The organism is Arsenicibacter sp. R0_47 (genome assembly GCF_057652235.1).
Genome location: NZ_JBYFCJ010000008.1, coordinates 204,143 through 220,293, shown reverse-complemented (window position 1 = coordinate 220,293; position 16,151 = coordinate 204,143). Strand labels below are relative to the sequence as shown.

At 50.9% G+C, this 16,151-nt stretch carries 11 protein-coding genes; 8 read left to right on the top strand and 3 right to left on the bottom strand.

Annotated features, from left to right (window positions below; all coding sequences use genetic code 11):
* Nucleotides 1-2 precede the first annotated feature (2 nt).
* The 3 genes from AC23NW_RS16610 to AC23NW_RS16600 all read right to left on the bottom strand — a co-directional run bounded on the left by AC23NW_RS16610 (nucleotide 3) and on the right by AC23NW_RS16600 (nucleotide 5,219).
* Nucleotides 3-3,350 (bottom strand): TonB-dependent receptor, encoded by a 3,348-nt coding sequence (locus AC23NW_RS16610; protein WP_487450756.1) that lies wholly within the window; start codon nucleotides 3,348-3,350, stop codon nucleotides 3-5.
* Nucleotides 3,351-3,446: 96 nt separating this feature from the next.
* Entirely contained in the window at nucleotides 3,447-4,451 is a 1,005-nt protein-coding gene (locus tag AC23NW_RS16605) for a FecR family protein (RefSeq protein WP_487450755.1), read from the bottom strand.
* A gap of 93 nt (nucleotides 4,452-4,544) precedes the next feature.
* On the bottom strand, nucleotides 4,545-5,219 hold the full coding sequence (locus AC23NW_RS16600) for an RNA polymerase sigma-70 factor (protein ID WP_487450754.1): 675 nt from the start codon (nucleotides 5,217-5,219) through the stop codon (nucleotides 4,545-4,547).
* Between the two features lie 293 nt (nucleotides 5,220-5,512).
* Between AC23NW_RS16600 and AC23NW_RS16595 the strand changes: the two genes are divergently transcribed.
* The 8 genes from AC23NW_RS16595 (at nucleotide 5,513) to AC23NW_RS16560 (ending at nucleotide 15,982) form a co-directional block, all read left to right on the top strand.
* Complete coding sequence (locus AC23NW_RS16595) at nucleotides 5,513-6,856, top strand: sigma-54-dependent transcriptional regulator (protein WP_487450753.1); 1,344 nt, start codon at nucleotides 5,513-5,515, stop codon at nucleotides 6,854-6,856.
* A gap of 390 nt (nucleotides 6,857-7,246) precedes the next feature.
* Nucleotides 7,247-7,327: a potassium-transporting ATPase subunit F gene (locus AC23NW_RS16590; RefSeq protein ID WP_293843506.1), complete on the top strand. Its 81-nt coding sequence runs from the start codon at nucleotides 7,247-7,249 to the stop codon at nucleotides 7,325-7,327.
* 11 nt (nucleotides 7,328-7,338) lie between these two features.
* Complete coding sequence (gene kdpA / locus AC23NW_RS16585; protein ID WP_487450752.1) at nucleotides 7,339-9,069, top strand: potassium-transporting ATPase subunit KdpA; 1,731 nt, start codon at nucleotides 7,339-7,341, stop codon at nucleotides 9,067-9,069.
* 32 nt (nucleotides 9,070-9,101) lie between these two features.
* Entirely contained in the window at nucleotides 9,102-11,180 is a 2,079-nt protein-coding gene (gene kdpB / locus AC23NW_RS16580) for a potassium-transporting ATPase subunit KdpB (protein WP_487450751.1), read from the top strand.
* A 49-nt stretch (nucleotides 11,181-11,229) separates the two neighbouring features.
* Nucleotides 11,230-11,799 carry a K(+)-transporting ATPase subunit C gene (locus AC23NW_RS16575; RefSeq protein WP_487450750.1) on the top strand — a complete coding sequence of 190 codons (570 nt, stop codon included), beginning with the start codon at nucleotides 11,230-11,232 and terminating at the stop codon, nucleotides 11,797-11,799.
* Between the two features lie 173 nt (nucleotides 11,800-11,972).
* Entirely contained in the window at nucleotides 11,973-13,121 is a 1,149-nt protein-coding gene (locus AC23NW_RS16570; RefSeq protein WP_487450749.1) for a porin, read from the top strand.
* A 12-nt stretch (nucleotides 13,122-13,133) separates the two neighbouring features.
* Complete coding sequence (locus AC23NW_RS16565) at nucleotides 13,134-14,258, top strand: sensor protein KdpD (RefSeq protein ID WP_487450748.1); 1,125 nt, start codon at nucleotides 13,134-13,136, stop codon at nucleotides 14,256-14,258.
* Nucleotides 14,255-15,982, top strand: coding sequence for a sensor histidine kinase (locus AC23NW_RS16560; RefSeq protein ID WP_487450747.1), 1,728 nt, complete (start codon nucleotides 14,255-14,257; stop codon nucleotides 15,980-15,982). The genes AC23NW_RS16565 and AC23NW_RS16560 overlap by 4 nt, the downstream gene beginning before the upstream one ends.
* Nucleotides 15,983-16,151 lie beyond the last annotated feature (169 nt).

Here is a 16,151-nt window from a genome sequence, read left to right as displayed (position 1 = left end):
GGTTAGAAGCTGACGTTAACACCAAGCGTAAACGTCATCGACGGAACGTCATCCTGGTAAATGGCCGAATTGAATTCAGGATCGAAGCCAATGTACTTCGTAAAGACAAACGGGTTATTCACCTGTCCGTAAATCCGCGCATTCGCCAGTTTCCAGCTGTTCATCAGCCCTTTCGGAACCGTATAGCCTACTGTAATATCGGATACCCGCAGGAAGCTGGCGTCCTGATAGTTAATGGCATTCCGGTACGGGTTGGCCGCTACGACACCAAAATATGTGTTCGAAGGGTTATCGCTCCGCCAGTAATCGAGGCTCGCCAGGCGGTTATACCGTGTACCGCTTACCTCTCCCATCGTTCCCGACAGGGTGCTGTTATAGTATTGGGTTCCGTTCCGGTAGTAAATGAAAAAAGACAGGTCAACGTTTTTGTACTTGAACCGGTTTGTGAGGCCCGTCAGGAAGTTCGGCAACTGCGTACCTAACACCACGCGGTCATCGATGCCTTCCGTTGACGAAATCTGTCCGTCATTGTTCTGGTCAACAACCCGGACCGAGCCCGGAACCTGCTTGTATTTTGTAGCCAGATCTTTATCGGCTGTCTGCCAGATACCGTCGAATTTATAGTCGAAGTTCGCACGGATCGGCTGGCCCACAAACAGTTTATTGCCTTTATCAACCTGCTGACCATCACCATACAGCTGAAGCAGTTTGTTGCGGTTGCGGGTAAAGGTGATTGTCGAATTCCAGCTGAAATCATTTCTGGCAATGTTAACGGTATTCAGCGTCAGCTCAACACCGCGGTTCTGAATCTGCCCGACGTTGGCAACCACCTGCGAATAACCCGTAACGGTCGGGATTTTCTGGTTCAGGATCAGGTCAACGGTTTTCCGGTCATACAGTTCCAGCGACGCGGCAATCCGGTTTTTGAAGAAACCAAAATCAACCCCGAGGTTATATTCCTTACTCCGTTCCCAGCGCAGGTTTTTGTTGGCGAGGTTAGCCGGGGCAAAGCCATAAGCCGCTGTTCCATCGAAGTCATAACCGGTATTCAGCAGGGTTGCCTGGGTGCTGTAGGGGTTGATGGTTGCGTTCCCGACCTGACCATAGCTCAGGCGTAGTTTCAGGTTCGAAAAAACATTCAGGTTCTGGATAAAGGCCTCATCGCCAATACGCCAGCCTAACGCTACCGACGGAAAAAATGCCCATTTGTTGCCGTCCGACAGCTGCGATGCGCCGTCTGAGCGGCCCGTAACGGTTAACAGGTATTTATCGGCAAAGGAGTAATTCACCCGACCCATAAACGACAGCAGGGAGCGCTCTACCAGTGAACTGTTGATGGCTGTTACGGTGCCGGTGTTGAGGGCGTACCAGTCTGAGTTAAACGGCAGGTCCTTCACGGCAATCTGGTAGGCTTCATTACGCTGGTAGAAGGCACTTTGCAGACCCGTTACCGTTACTTTGTGCCGGCCGAGATCCAGGTTATACGTCAGGATGTTATCCAGCGTGTAGCTGCCCATCAGGCGGCTGTCATATTGAGCCCGTGGTTTGCTACCGATCTGTGATTTTGACCACTGTCCCCGAAAATCACCGATGCGGTCGGTGGTATATGCCGCCGAGATCGATGTTCTGAAGCTCAGTCCCTTAACCGGTGCAAACTCCACATAGGCATTTCCCAGAACGGAAAGATTAGTGGTCTGTAATTTAGAAGTCTGCGGCTGAATATCGACCAGCGGGTTCGGAACCTGCTTATCGTTGATACCCATCCAGTAGGCATAGCCGTCGATGCTGAAATCGCTGTTTTCCGACGGGTTGGCCAGATCGCTGAAATAAACCGTGCCGGTAGGGCGGGCGCGGTAGGCGTTCCGCAGTGATTCCTGCGAACCGACATTCTGGTCGCTGTAGGAAACGTAAGAGGTGAATCCTGCTTTAAACAGCTTTCCCAGTTTACTGTCCAGACCGGCATTCATGTTGTAGCGTTTGTAGCCTGTGTACAGAACGTTACCCTGTTCGCTCAGGTAACCGCCGGATACCCGGTAGGTTGTTTTTTCGCTGCCACCGGCCACGCTGATATTCTGGCTCGTCTGCACACCCGGACCCGTAATCAGGTCAACCCAGTCGGTCGTGTTACCGGCTTTGATATTGGCCATCTCGGCCGCACTGAACGTAGCGCCTGTCGAACCTTCCAGGACACGGTCGGTATATGTCGACTTGTAAAACTCTTCGCTGGTCTGCAGTCTCAGTTTGTGGGCAGGTACCTTCACACCAACGTAGCTGTCGTAGCTGATCCGTGGTTTGCCGGAAAGACCTTTTTTAGTTGTAACGATAATCACGCCGTTTGCGCCGCGGGCACCATAAATCGCTGTCGATGAGGCGTCTTTCAGAACGTCCATCGACTGAATATCGTTTGGGTTCAGGGTATTCAGGTTACCGCCCATCAGCCCGTCGATGACCACAAGCGGCTCGGTAGAGTTATTGATGGTGTTCTCCCCGCGAATGGTGATGTTGTAGGGAGCACCTGGTTTGTTGCTCGATTTAGTAACGGTGGCGCCGGCTACCTGCCCCTGAACGGCCTTTGAAGCCATAACGGGGTTGGCTCTGACAATGTCTTTGGTCTGCACTGAGGCAACCGCACCGGTCAGGTCGGTTTTCTTGATTTCGCCATAGCCCACCACAACGACTTCTTCCAGCTGTTTAAGGTCGGTTTTCAGCTGAACATCAAAAACAGTCTGTTTGCCAACGGCCAGTTCCTGCGACTCATAGCCGATAAAACTGACAATCAGGACGGCACTTTCGTTTGGGACCGCGAGCGAGAACGCACCGTTAATATCGGTCGTTGTGCCTTTGCTGGTGCCTTTGATAATGATACTGGCACCGACAATGGCCTCTCCCTTATCGTCTTTAACGGCCCCCTTGACGGTAATGTCAAGCGGGGCCGTGGCTGCAACGATGGGTTCCTTTTGTACTTCCGTAAGTTGTCCGACTTTGGGTTCGCTGCGGTTCAGTACAATCTGTTTGCCGAGCACGCGGTATCCGAGCTGAAGCGGGTTCAGGACGTTCCGCAGCACGTCGCCCAGCGACTGATTGTCGATGTTCAGGTTTAATTTCCGGTCCGAACGGATCAGCGTCGGGCTGTAGATAAACTTTACCTCAGCGTTCCGCTCAATTTCATTCAGTACACGCTTGATCGACTGGTTCTCGAGTTTTAAGGTGATCCGCTTATTCAGTACTTCCTGAGAATAACCGTCATAAGCGAAGGATACTCCTACAAATACAAGCAGAAAGAGCAGGGGAAGTAGCGTAAGCCGCACCAGCGAACTGGCTGACCTACCGGATTGGAAAAGGTATTTCATAGGAAAAAGAATAGATTAGTGTACAATGTGTCAGGTGCAGGCTCGTGTATGGAAACAGAGCGTTATCCGTCTCTGCACCAGCATGCTTCGGGTTGGTTAACGGCATCCATTGGCAGTAATGATAATTTTGTTGTTTTCTTCGCGGTAAGTGGCTTCAATGGCAATACAGATCAGTTCGATCTTTTCGAGCAACGGTTCATCGGTTAGATACGCCGTCAGTTTACAGTGCGAGAGCTTAACAGGATCATAGACAATATCGACGTGATAAGCGGCTTTCAGGCGGTCAATAACTTCGTTGGCAGGTGCTTCATCAAATGAAAAACTGGTCTGGGTCAGTGTATTCGGTTTTACTGACTTTACCTCCTGGATGGTGAACTGATCCTGGCCGACATTGACCCGCTCATTGGCCTGAATAACCAGTCCTTTCAGGGTATTGCCGCTTAGCTTCTGTTCTTTTTCCGTATCCGATTGCAGGAAAACCGCCACCTTACCGGATTTGACCGCTACTTCTGACCGGCCACGTTTGGTACTGATCGTAAAACTGGTGCCCAATACTTTCGTAATCAGCTGGTTTGCATACACAATGAACGGCCGTTTCTGGTCTTTGGTAACCTCAAAAAAAGCTTCACCCAACAGGACGACCTCCCGTTTCGGCTGCCCGAACAGCTTAGGCGAAAAACTGATTTTGCTGCCGGGTTCGAGAAGAATCGAACTCTTATCGGGTAAATTGACCAGAAGCGGCTTGTTGCTCAGGTTTTCCTTTTCAAATACCTCCCCGCTTTGCTGTTTAATGGTACGGGCAAGTCGTTCGTAAGTCGGCGCATTTGGTTTCGTGTATTCCTGCCAGCCCCAGAATAGTCCGATCAGCATAACCGAGGCCGCTGCCAGCCAGCTAAGAACCGGCCTGATCAGGCGAAACGTTGATCCTGTACCCGTTGTGTCTGTTTCAGTATCCTGTACCGGTTCCGCAATGTTCCGCTGTATGGTATTGAACCCATGCGTAGCATCAAAATGGTATTGTGGATGCAGCGCTTCCCATTCATCGAGCAACTGGTAGAACAGCTCTTTATTCTCTGGTTGATGCAGCCATTCCTCGATCATTTTCCGTTGGATCGAAGTATGTTTTCCATCAAAATAATCGAATATGATTTTCTGGCTTAATGGCTGATTCATATGTGGTTCAGGTGTATGGATTTAAAGAGACGAAATGATAAATAAATACAGACTGATCAGGTAGTCCTGCTTCAGTTCTTCCTTGATCCGGGCAAGGGCACGGCTGATCAGCCGCTCAACGGCACTCACTGTCAGCTGCATTTCACTGGCAACTTCCACGTATTTTTTTCCTTCGAGACGGTTCAGCTGAAACGCCTTCCGTGACTGCTTCGGCAGGTGCTGAATGGCGGTCTCCAGTTTGCGGCTCAGCTCGTGGTAATGCAGAATTTCATCCGGACGGAGCGCATTGAGCGATCCGGCAATCCCGTCGTCTTCCGTTGTGGTATCCAGCGGCTGGTTACGGTTCAGTTCGGCCTTAATGGTATTAAAGGCGCGGTTTTTGACCGCGGTATAGAGGTAAGCCCGGTAGGAAGACGTAATGGAGTCAAACACCTTATTGTTCCAGAAATTGGTAAACACTTCAGCAACAATATCTTCCGCCAGCTCTTTTGAATACACATACCGGATGGCGTGGTTGCAAAGGTTGGTGTAATACTTATGGAACAGCAGCTCGAATCCCTTTTTCGGCGAGGCTATAAATGCCCGCTGAATGAGGTATTCATCACTGATAACCTTTGTTTCCTGCCCGATGTCGGATACCTGTAATCTGCCGGTTGACTGGTCTGAATCCTGCGGGTCTTGTTTTAATGCTTTCATACGTCTGGTTTACATCATACTGTTTTACGTGCTGCAGGCTACCCGGAATTACAGGCCTTTACCGGAAAAGGACTAATCTGACCCTATTAACTTTATCAGATCCGGAGACGATAACCGGTTCTCCGTATATCTATCCTGAAAATAGGCTATTTCGAAGACAAAGTTTTACTATTTTACCCCACACTTGTCCGGAGAAAGTTTTTTGAAAAATCTTTGTAATCTGAAACCTGCGTCCGGTTACCGGATCCGGTTATGGATCGGGCGATTAATTTACCTCATGTTGCGGATTACGAATGGATACTACTCTGTTAATTATTGATGATGAATCACGGTTGCGGCAATTGCTGGCGCAAATTCTGAAGCTCGAGGGGTATCAGGTTCTTGAAGCCGAAAATGTCCGTTCTGCCCTGCAGGTGCTGCAACGGCAGGAGGTACATGTGGTCATCAGCGATGTGAAATTACCCGATGGGCGCGGCATTGAGCTGACTGCTACGATCAAACAATTGTATCCTGCAACCGAAGTGATTGTGCTGACCGCGTATGGTACCATCAGCGACGGGGTAACGGCCATTAAAAACGGGGCTTTTGATTATATTACCAAGGGCGATGACAACGACCGGATTATACCACTGGTAAGCCGCGCATCGGAGAAGGCTCTGCTTCAGTTCCGTGTTCAGCAACTGGAAAATCAAGTCAGTAAAAAATACGGGTTTGACCAGATTATCGGCTCGTCGTCGGCCCTGCGCCAGTCGATTGAGCTGGCTAAAAAAGTAGCCCCTACTGAAACAACCGTGTTGATTACGGGCGAAACCGGTACGGGGAAAGAAGTTTTTGCGCAGGCGATTCACTATGGCAGCAGTCGCCGGCAGGGGCCGTTTGTGGCTATCAACTGCGGCGCACTCAGCAAGGATATTCTGGAAAGCGAACTGTTCGGCCATCGGGCCGGCGCGTTCACCGGTGCGGCCAAAGATCAGAAAGGTCTTTTTGCGGAGGCCAACAAAGGCACTATTTTTCTGGATGAAATCGGCGAAATGCCCCTTGATTTACAGGCAAAACTGCTTCGGGTCCTGGAAACGCACGAGTTTTTGCGGGTCGGGGATACCAAACCGACAAAGGTAGATGTAAGGGTGATTGCCGCTACTAACCGAAGCCTGCAGGAAGAGGCCGATCAGCATCATTTCCGGCTGGACCTCTATTACCGACTATCAGTGTTTACCGTTCAGCTTCCCGCACTCCGTGACCGGATCACCGATATTCCGGAACTGGCCTTATTCTTTGCCCGGCAGAATGTCCGGAAACTGGGTAAGCGGCACGTCGAAGTTAGTCCTGCATTTCTTACGCAGCTGCAGCAACACCCGTGGCGGGGCAACATCCGCGAACTGAAAAACGTCATCGAGCGGGCCGTGATCCTGGCGCCGGTTCAGGGCGACACCATTCAACTGCTTCCCGATGCCTTGCCGGTAGATATACAGCAGCACCATCCGGTAGACAACGGTGATTTGTCACTGGCCTCGCTGGAACGTCGCCACATCGAACGGGTACTGCAACTGAGTGCCAACAATAAACCTGATGCTGCCCGTAAACTGGGGATTTCCCTGGCCACCTTATACCGCAAAATTGACGAGTACGGGTTTTAACTGTTCCGGATGGTCTGGATGCTGGATAATCTGGAGATTGGATAATCAACTCCCCGAGGGTTCTAAACCCTCGGGGAGTTTCAGGAGATCTACATCCAGGAAGTTCAAAAACTTCCTGGATGTTTTAGTTTACAAGCTTCTCAAAATGAGAAAGTCAGCTTCTTATTTTGAGAAAATGAAGAACATTTATGTGTTACTGTTTTTATTAAAAATAAGGTATTCAGGTACTTATCTATAGTATTTCCTCTTTGGCACTCCTTTGGTACATCTCCACACCAAACAATTAAAGCCAATGGAAACGCTCATTCTCCTCATTGTAACCGCCGTCTTGTGTTTCGCTTTCTTCTACGCATGCATTAGCTGGTTCGAAAAAATTTAACCATAACAACTATGATTACGCTCGTCTTTATCATCGCACTACTCGTCATGGGCTACATGCTGTACGTGCTGATTCAACCTGAAAAATTTTAAGTAGTACAATTATGTCAACTCAATGGATTGGCGTTTGGGTCACGTATGGACTAACTGTGTTGTTAGCCATTCCCCTCGGAAAATACCTGGCCGGCGTCTTTAAAAACGCACCGCTGACTAAATCGGGTTCGTTTGATTTTTTTCTGCCGCTCGAACGACTGATATACCGCATCGGCGGCATAAACCCGACCCGCGAAATGGGTTGGAAGGAAAATCTGATCGCACTGCTGACCATCAACGCGGTGTGGCTGGTATATGCCTTTATTTTGCTGCTGAATCAGGGAAGCCTGCCGCTGAATCCGGATGGCAACCCATCCCAGACGCCTGACCTGGCGTTTAACACGGCGATCAGCTTTCTGGTAAACTGCAATCTCCAGCATTACTCGGGTGAGAGCGGGGTTACCTACCTGACCCAGCATGCGGTACTGATGTTCCTGCAGTTTGTATCAGCAGCCACCGGTATCGCGGCAGCGGTGCTGTTATTCCGGTCATTCCTGCCCGAAAAAACAGAAACCGTCGGCAACTTCTATACGCTGTTTGTGCGGTCAATTACACGGGTCCTGTTACCCGGCTCATTGATCGTCGCACTCATTCTGGCCTTTAACGGCACACCGGCATCCTACGACGGCAAGGATACCATAACCACGGTACAGGGCGATACGGTGTCAGTATCCCGTGGTCCGGCAGCTGCGTTTGTCGCCATCAAGCACCTGGGCACGAATGGCGGTGGCTGGTTCGGGGCCAACTCGGCGCATCCGCTCGAAAACCCGAACTACCTGACCAACATGGTCGAACTGATTGCGCAGGTGGTGATTCCGATTGCCATGATATTTGCGCTCGGCTTTTTTATCAACCGCCGGAAGTTTGCCTGGATGATTTTCGGGGTGATGACGGCTGGATTTCTCCTGCTGCTAATCCCCGCGATTACCAGTGAAATGCATGGCAATCCGGCCATTACTCAACTGGGTATCAGCCAGGCTGCGGGTGCAATGGAGGGAAAGGAAGTCCGGTTTGGCACCCCGATTTCAGCCTACTGGAGTATTGTCACGACCATTATTTCGACCGGTTCGGTGAATGCCATGCACGATTCGTCGATGCCGCTGACGGGTGCCATGGAATTACTGGGAATGATGGTCAATGCCTTCTACGGCGGGGTTGGTGCCGGGTTGCTCAACTTTTATTACTTCCTGATCATCAGTGTGTTTGTGGCGGGACTGATGGTTGGCCGTACGCCGGAACTGTTCGGACGTAAAGTTGAGGCCCGTGAAATCAAAATTGCCTCACTGGTGGCCCTGCTCAGTGCCCTGCTGGTAAAAGGCGGTACGGCACTTGCCTGCTGGATACTCCTGCAATACGGGGATGCTGACTGGGCTGTCAAACCATCGGCCTGGCTGAATAACCCTTCGTTTCACGGCTTTTCGGAAATGCTGTACGAGATGACCTCCTCAAACGCCAACAACGGCTCCGGATTTGAAGGCCTGGGCGACAATAACTTTTTCTGGAACTACACCACCGGTATCATCCTGATTCTCGGGCGGTTTATCCCGATCATCGGTCCGGTTGCCATTGCCGGGTTGCTGGCCCGTAAAAAGTACGTTCCCGAATCAGCCGGTACGCTGCCGGTCGATACAGCTACCTTCGGGCTGATGATTTTTGCCGTCATCCTGATCATCACGGCACTGTCCTTTTTTCCGGCACTTGCCCTCGGCCCGTTTGCTGACTATTTTTCATTAATCCACTGATTATAAGTAAGGTTAATCACCTGACAAACGATATGTCAAGCTCACAGAAATCCACCAGCCTGTTTCAGCGCGAGCTGGTGGGAGCCGCCATGCGCGACTCGTTTAAAAAATTAAATCCTGCCATCCTGATTAAGAATCCGGTGATGTTTACGGTCGAAATCGGTACGTTCGTGATGTTGCTCGTAACGATCTACATTGCCCTGTCCGGCGATTCGACCCAGGGAACGCTGGGTTATAACCTGACAATCACGCTGATTCTGCTGGTGACTGTCCTGTTTGCCAATTTTGCCGAAGCCATTGCCGAGGCCCGTGGGAAGGCACAGGCCGAGTCGTTGCGGAAAACCCGCGAAGAAACACCGGCGAAAGCTATCCGCCCTGTCGGCGAAATGAAGCTGAACGAACTCCAGATCATTCCTTCTTCTCAACTGAAAAAAGGAGATGTTTTTGTCTGTGAAACCGGCGACATTATCCCGTCCGACGGGGAGATTATTGACGGGCTGGCCACCATCGACGAATCGGCCATTACCGGCGAATCCGCGCCCGTTATCCGCGAGGCTGGCGGCGACCGTTCGTCGGTGACGGGCGGGACAAAAGTCCTGTCTGATAAAATTCAGGTGCTGGTCACTACGCAGCCCGGCGAATCATTTCTGGATAAAATGATTGCGCTGGTAGAAGGCGCTTCCCGCCAGAAAACGCCGAATGAAATTGCGCTGACGATTCTGCTGGCGGGGTTCACGCTGATCTTCATCATTGTCTGTATCGCGCTGAAGCCGTTTGCGGATTATGCCAATACACCGATCACCATCGCCGCGTTGATTTCACTTTTTGTCTGCCTTATCCCGACCACGATCGGCGGTCTGCTGTCGGCCATCGGTATTGCGGGAATGGATCGTGCCCTGCGCGCCAATGTGATTGCCAAATCGGGCCGGGCAGTGGAAACTGCAGGTGATGTCGATACGCTGTTACTCGATAAAACGGGAACGATCACCATCGGTAACCGGAAAGCGACGCGGTTTTATCCGGCTCCGGGTGTGCGGTTAACCGACATGGTGGTGGCCAGTACGCTGAGTTCGCTGGCCGACGAAACCCCTGAAGGTAAATCCATCGTTGAACTGGCCAAAACCGGCGAATGGGGGCCTGAATTGACCCGTAACCTGTCGATTGACGGCGCAACGCTGATCAAATTTACGGCTGAAACGCGGTCGAGCGGGATTGACCTGCCGGCAAACGGTCAGGGGAAACGCATCAGGAAAGGGGCGGTAGATTCAATCCGGCAACTGGTAGAGCGCGTTGGAAATCCGTTTCCGGCCGAAACAATGCAGCAGGCCAAAGACATTGCGGCCAATGGCGGCACTCCGCTGGTTGTCAGTGAAAATGACATCGTGAAAGGCGTCATCGAATTGCAGGATATTATCAAGCCCGGCATTCAGGAACGCTTTCAGCGCCTGCGCCGGATGGGGGTAAAAACGGTGATGGTGACGGGTGATAATCCCCTGACAGCCAAATTTATTGCCGAAAAAGCGGGGGTAGATGATTACATCGCAGAGTCCAAACCGGAGGATAAAATGAACTATATCCGCCACGAACAGCAGGGCGGTAAGCTGGTTGCGATGATGGGCGACGGAACAAACGACGCTCCGGCGCTTGCCCAGGCTGATGTCGGGGTGGCGATGAACAGCGGGACACAGGCGGCCAAGGAAGCTGGCAACATGGTTGACCTGGACAATGACCCGACGAAGCTGATTGAGGTCGTTGAAATCGGGAAACAACTGCTGATTACCCGCGGAACGCTGACCACTTTTTCGATAGCCAACGATGTAGCCAAGTACTTTGCCATTGTTCCGGCCCTGTTCATCACCTCAATTCCGGCGTTGCAGCACCTGAACATCATGCGCCTGCACAGCCCTGAGTCGGCCATTCTGTCGGCGGTCATTTTTAACGCAATCATTATACCGATGCTGATTCCGCTGGCGCTGAAAGGCGTTGATTACAAGCCGATTGGTGCTTCTGCCTTGCTGCGCCGCAACCTGCTGATTTATGGGGTGGGCGGTATTGTTGTCCCGTTTATCGGTATCAAACTGATCGACCTGCTCGTAGGGTTATTTTTCTGAAAATCATCGGTTTAGCCATTAACCGGCTGACTGCTAACCTAAAAACATCATGAAATCGCACATATTGATTGCCATCCGGTTAACGCTGATTATGATTGTGTTACTGGTCGTTGTGTATCCGCTGGTTGTGGCGGGGATTGCCCGGTTTGCGCCGGGAGAAGGAAAAGGAGAGACTATTTCTGTGAATGGTAAAGTGGTAGGGTATGCCAATATCGGTCAGGCATTTACCCGCGACGAGTACTTTCAGGGCCGCCCCTCGGCGGTCGATTATAACGCGGCCGGTTCGGCAGGCTCCAACAAAGGACCTTCCAATCCGGATTACCTGAAAACGGTACAGGAGCGGATTGATACCTTTCTGGTACACAACCCGACTGTTCAGAAGGCGCAGATCCCCGCTGAACTCGTAACGGCGTCGGGGAGCGGTCTCGACCCTGATCTTTCGCCGGAAGGAGCATCGGTACAGGTAGCACGGGTGGCCAACGCCCGCCATCTGCCGGTAGCAGCCGTGCAATCGCTGCTTGACAAACACACGGAAGGCCCGCTCTGGGGCCTGTTCGGTCCCTCAACCATAAATGTACTAAAACTCAACGTGGCGCTTGATGCGCTGAAAACGAAGTAGCTCCCAAATAAAACGTCAGCAACACCTGTAATCCGGTATTCATAAAATGGAATTACCACATAGTCACATAGAAAAACAAAGTTGATAAACGTCTTAAATTGCATATGTGTCTATGTGGTTTAAAGTTTTGACTATGAGGTATTTGTGTGTTGCAGAAAATACATCTCAGTGGTATGAAAAATTTAATAAGCAATATCGGTTTACTGGCCGTACTAAGCGTTCCGGCGCTGGCACAGCAAACCGATACCCTCCGCACCGCCGCTTCAGTGACTCCGGCTATAGCCACACCATCAGCCAATAATGAACTGACCGTTTCGGGCTACATAGAGGCCTATTATGCCCATGAGCTCAATAGCCCGAAGCTGACGCAGGAGCGTCCCGGCTTTCTGTATAATTTTAAACGGAACCGTGAGGTAAACGTGAATCTTGCATTCATCAAACTTGCTTATCAGACCGAACGGGTCAGAGGGAATCTAGCATTACAGGCGGGCACGTATGCACAATACAATTATGCCGCTGAACAACCGCTGATGCAGCATATTTACGAAGCAAACGCGGGTGTTAAACTGAGTAAGTCGGCGGATCTATGGCTGGATGCGGGTGTATTTTCCTCCCACATCGGGTTTGAAAGTGCCATCGGAAAAGACAACTGGACGCTGACCCGGAGTATGGTGGCCGAAAACTCCCCCTACTATCTGGCAGGCGCTAAGCTGACCTATAATACCCCGGATGGGAAGTGGACCCTGCTGGGGTCGGTCGTAAACGGCTGGCAGCGCATAAAGCGGCTGGACGGATTATCAAAACCTGGTATCAGTACGCAGGTGCAATACCGCCCGTCGGCTTCAGTTACCCTCAACTGGAGTACGTTTTTCGGTTCAGACCGGCCGGATTCACTGTCGCAGCACCGGATGTACCATAACCTGTACGGGCAGTTTCAGCGCCATAAAGTCGGGGTTATTCTTGGGTTTGATATTGGCAGGGACCGTATGCCGGTACTGAACGGCCGGCGGAGTGGCGAAGGTTATTTTACCTGGCTGACACCGGTAGCCATCCTGCGGTATCAGTGTACCGATGCGTTCAGGATAGCAGGCCGGATTGAGTACTTTCAGGATAAACATGAAGTGATCATTGCTACGCGGTCAGGTTCCGGATTTGAAACGCTGGGCTATTCCCTGAACGCCGATTATGCGGTTACCCCCCGGGCGTTGTTCCGGATTGAGGCCCGTCAGTTCAGCGGGAAAGGTACGTATTTTGACAACCGGCAGGGCGGCCCTGCGCGCCTGAATACGGCCCTGACAACCAGTCTCTCTATTCAGTTTTAACCGCTACGGCCAATGGCACCCAATGATCAAAATGCCGAACGTTTTCTGAATCTGATCCGCGCCTCCCGCCGTGGCAAATTCAAGGTGTACATCGGGATGAGTGCCGGGGTCGGAAAAACATACCGTATGTTACAGGAAGCACACGGTTTATTGAAAAGCGGGATAGATGTCAGAATCGGATTTATTGAAACCCACCAGCGCTCTGAAACCCAGGCGCTGGTGGATGGTTTACCGGCGATCCCGCGTCGGACACTGTTTTACAAGGGCAAACACCTGGAAGAACTTGACCTGCAGGCGGTGTTAAACCTGCACCCTGAACTGGTTATCGTTGATGAACTGGCGCATACCAACATTCCCGGATCAAAAAATGAAAAGCGCTGGCAGGATGTGCTGGACATACTGGATGCCGGTATCAACGTCATTTCTGCCGTAAATATCCAGCACCTCGAAAGCCTGTTTGATGAGGTGCAGCGCATTTCCGGTATCGAGGTAACGGAACGAATCCCTAACCGCGTTATTCAGCTGGCCGATGAAGTTGTGAACATTGACCTGACCGCCGATGAACTGATTACACGGCTTAAGGAAGGCAAGATTTATGAAAAGGCGAAAGTAGAAACGGCTCTCCGTAATTTTTTTCAGCCCGATAAGATCCTGCAACTGCGTGAGCTGGCGCTGAAAGAAGTTGCCGTACAGGTAGAACGGCGCGTTGACCAGGCGGTAATGAGCCCGAATGCCCTGCGCCACGACCGGTTTATGGCCTGTATCAGCAGTAATCCGCAGACCGCCCGCCGGATTATCCGCAAAACGGCACGGCTGGCCAGTTACTACAATTCGCGGTGGTATGTGCTGTATGTACAGACGCCCGCCGAAAGCCCCGACCGGATCAAACTGGATGTACAGCGGCATCTGATCAACAACATGAAACTGGCGACTGAACTCGGTGCCGAGGTCATTCAGGCCAAGGGCAATAATATTGTCGATTGTATGATGGAAGAAGTTGAAAAACGGCAGATTACCACGGTATGCATCGGTAAACCACATCTTAAGCTGGTACAAATCATTTTGCGTACGTTTGCTTTCAATCAGCTCATCAATAAATTATCCGGGTTGGACGTCGACTTAATTATACTATCATGACACTGAAATCGAAAATAGCACTCGGAATGGGATTTCTGTTCGTGATCGTTACGCTGCTTGGCGGGTTAGGGGCCTTTTACCTGAATCAGCTGGCGAACGATGCAAAGGAAATTTTAAAGGACAATTACATTTCGCTGGAATATGTCAATTCGATGCAGAAAGCGTTTCTGGGCGGGCAACCGGCTGATCTGGAAGACTTTGATAAAACGCTGAAAAAACAGGAGGCCAACATCACTGAAGCGGGGGAGCAACAGGCCACGGAAAGCCTCAGAAAATCATTTGATACCTTCCGATCGAAGCCGATGGATAGCCAGAATCTGAAACGGGTGCAGCAGAGCCTGATTCAACTGGATGATATTAACCGGCAGGCCATGTTCCGCAAGAACGAAACGGCCGAGGCTACGGCCAAGAATGCACTGGTCTGGCTTACGGTGGTTGGAGCGGTCTGCTTTCTGATTGTCTTTTCGTTTACCGTTAATTTTCCGGGCTACGTTGCCAATCCGCTGGTTGAACTGACCAACAGCATCCGGCAGATAACAAGCCGTAATTTTGAAGAGCGGCTTTACTTTAAATCCAACGATGAATTCGGTGAGCTGGCGCGCTCATTCAACAACATGGCGCAGAAACTGGATGAATACGAACACTCCAATCTGGCAAAGGTCCTGTTTGAAAAACGCCGGATTGATACCCTGATTCAGATCATGACCGACGGAATTATCGGGTTCGATGAGCACCGGTCGGTGGTATTTGCCAATAAAGTAGCGGTTCAGTTACTGGGAGTGCCGGAAGCCCGGCTGATCGGGCAGTATGCGCCGGATGTTGCGTTGCATAATGATCTGTTGCGCAGTTTGTTACAAAACGGAACAGACCAGGTGCAGGAGCCGGCCATGTTAAAGATTTATGACCCGGCAAGCGGCAAGGAGAATTTCTATACTAAACAAATTCAGCCGGTAAACGTCCTGCGTACCGGTGAAGAGCAGCCCGTAAATGCCGGTTTTGTCATCGTACTGAAAAACATTACCCCGTATAAAGAGCTTGATCTGGCTAAAACAAACTTCATCGCTACGGTATCCCATGAACTGAAAACGCCGATCAGCGGCATTAAAATGAGCCTTAAGCTGCTGGATGACAGTCGTATCGGCAATCTGAATCCGGATCAGCATGCACTGGTCGGGCATATCCGTGAAGACGCTGACCGGCTGCTGGCCATTACCGGAGAGCTGCTGAATCTGGCGCAGGCCGAGTCGGGGCAGATTCAGTTAAGGCTTCAGTCAGTACGTCCCGAAGAGCTCGTTGCTGTTGCCAAAAACGCCTTAACCATACCCGCTACCCAGAAGCACATAACCGTCCATACGACCGTTGAACAGGGATTACCTAATGTACTGGCCGATCCGGATAAAGTGTCCTGGGTGCTGATCAATTTACTGTCGAATGCAATCCGGCACAGCCCTGACGAAAGTAAAATTGACATAACTGTACTGACCGTAGCAAACGCGGTGCAGTTTTCGGTCCGCGATTATGGAACCGGTATCCGGCCTGAATATTACAACCGGATTTTTGAACGGTATTTTCAGGCGCCCGGTCAGGAGGGAAAACAGGGAGGTACCGGACTGGGTCTGGCCATTTCGAAAGAGTTTATTGAAGCCATGCAGGGAGATATTGATGTTGATAAAACGGTGGATCAGGGGGCACTTTTCCGGTTTACCTTACCTGTCGCCGCGTAAACCTGTTTCCTGCTCCATTGCCGTTTACTCCGGGAGTAATGCTTGCCGGAACATGCCTTCAAATTGCAATTTACCGGTGTTAATAGAATTATTTGTATATCAGGTTTAATTATTCGGTTTTGAAGAATCCATGTTCTTTACGTAATTTGTACGTACAGCGTACATAAAC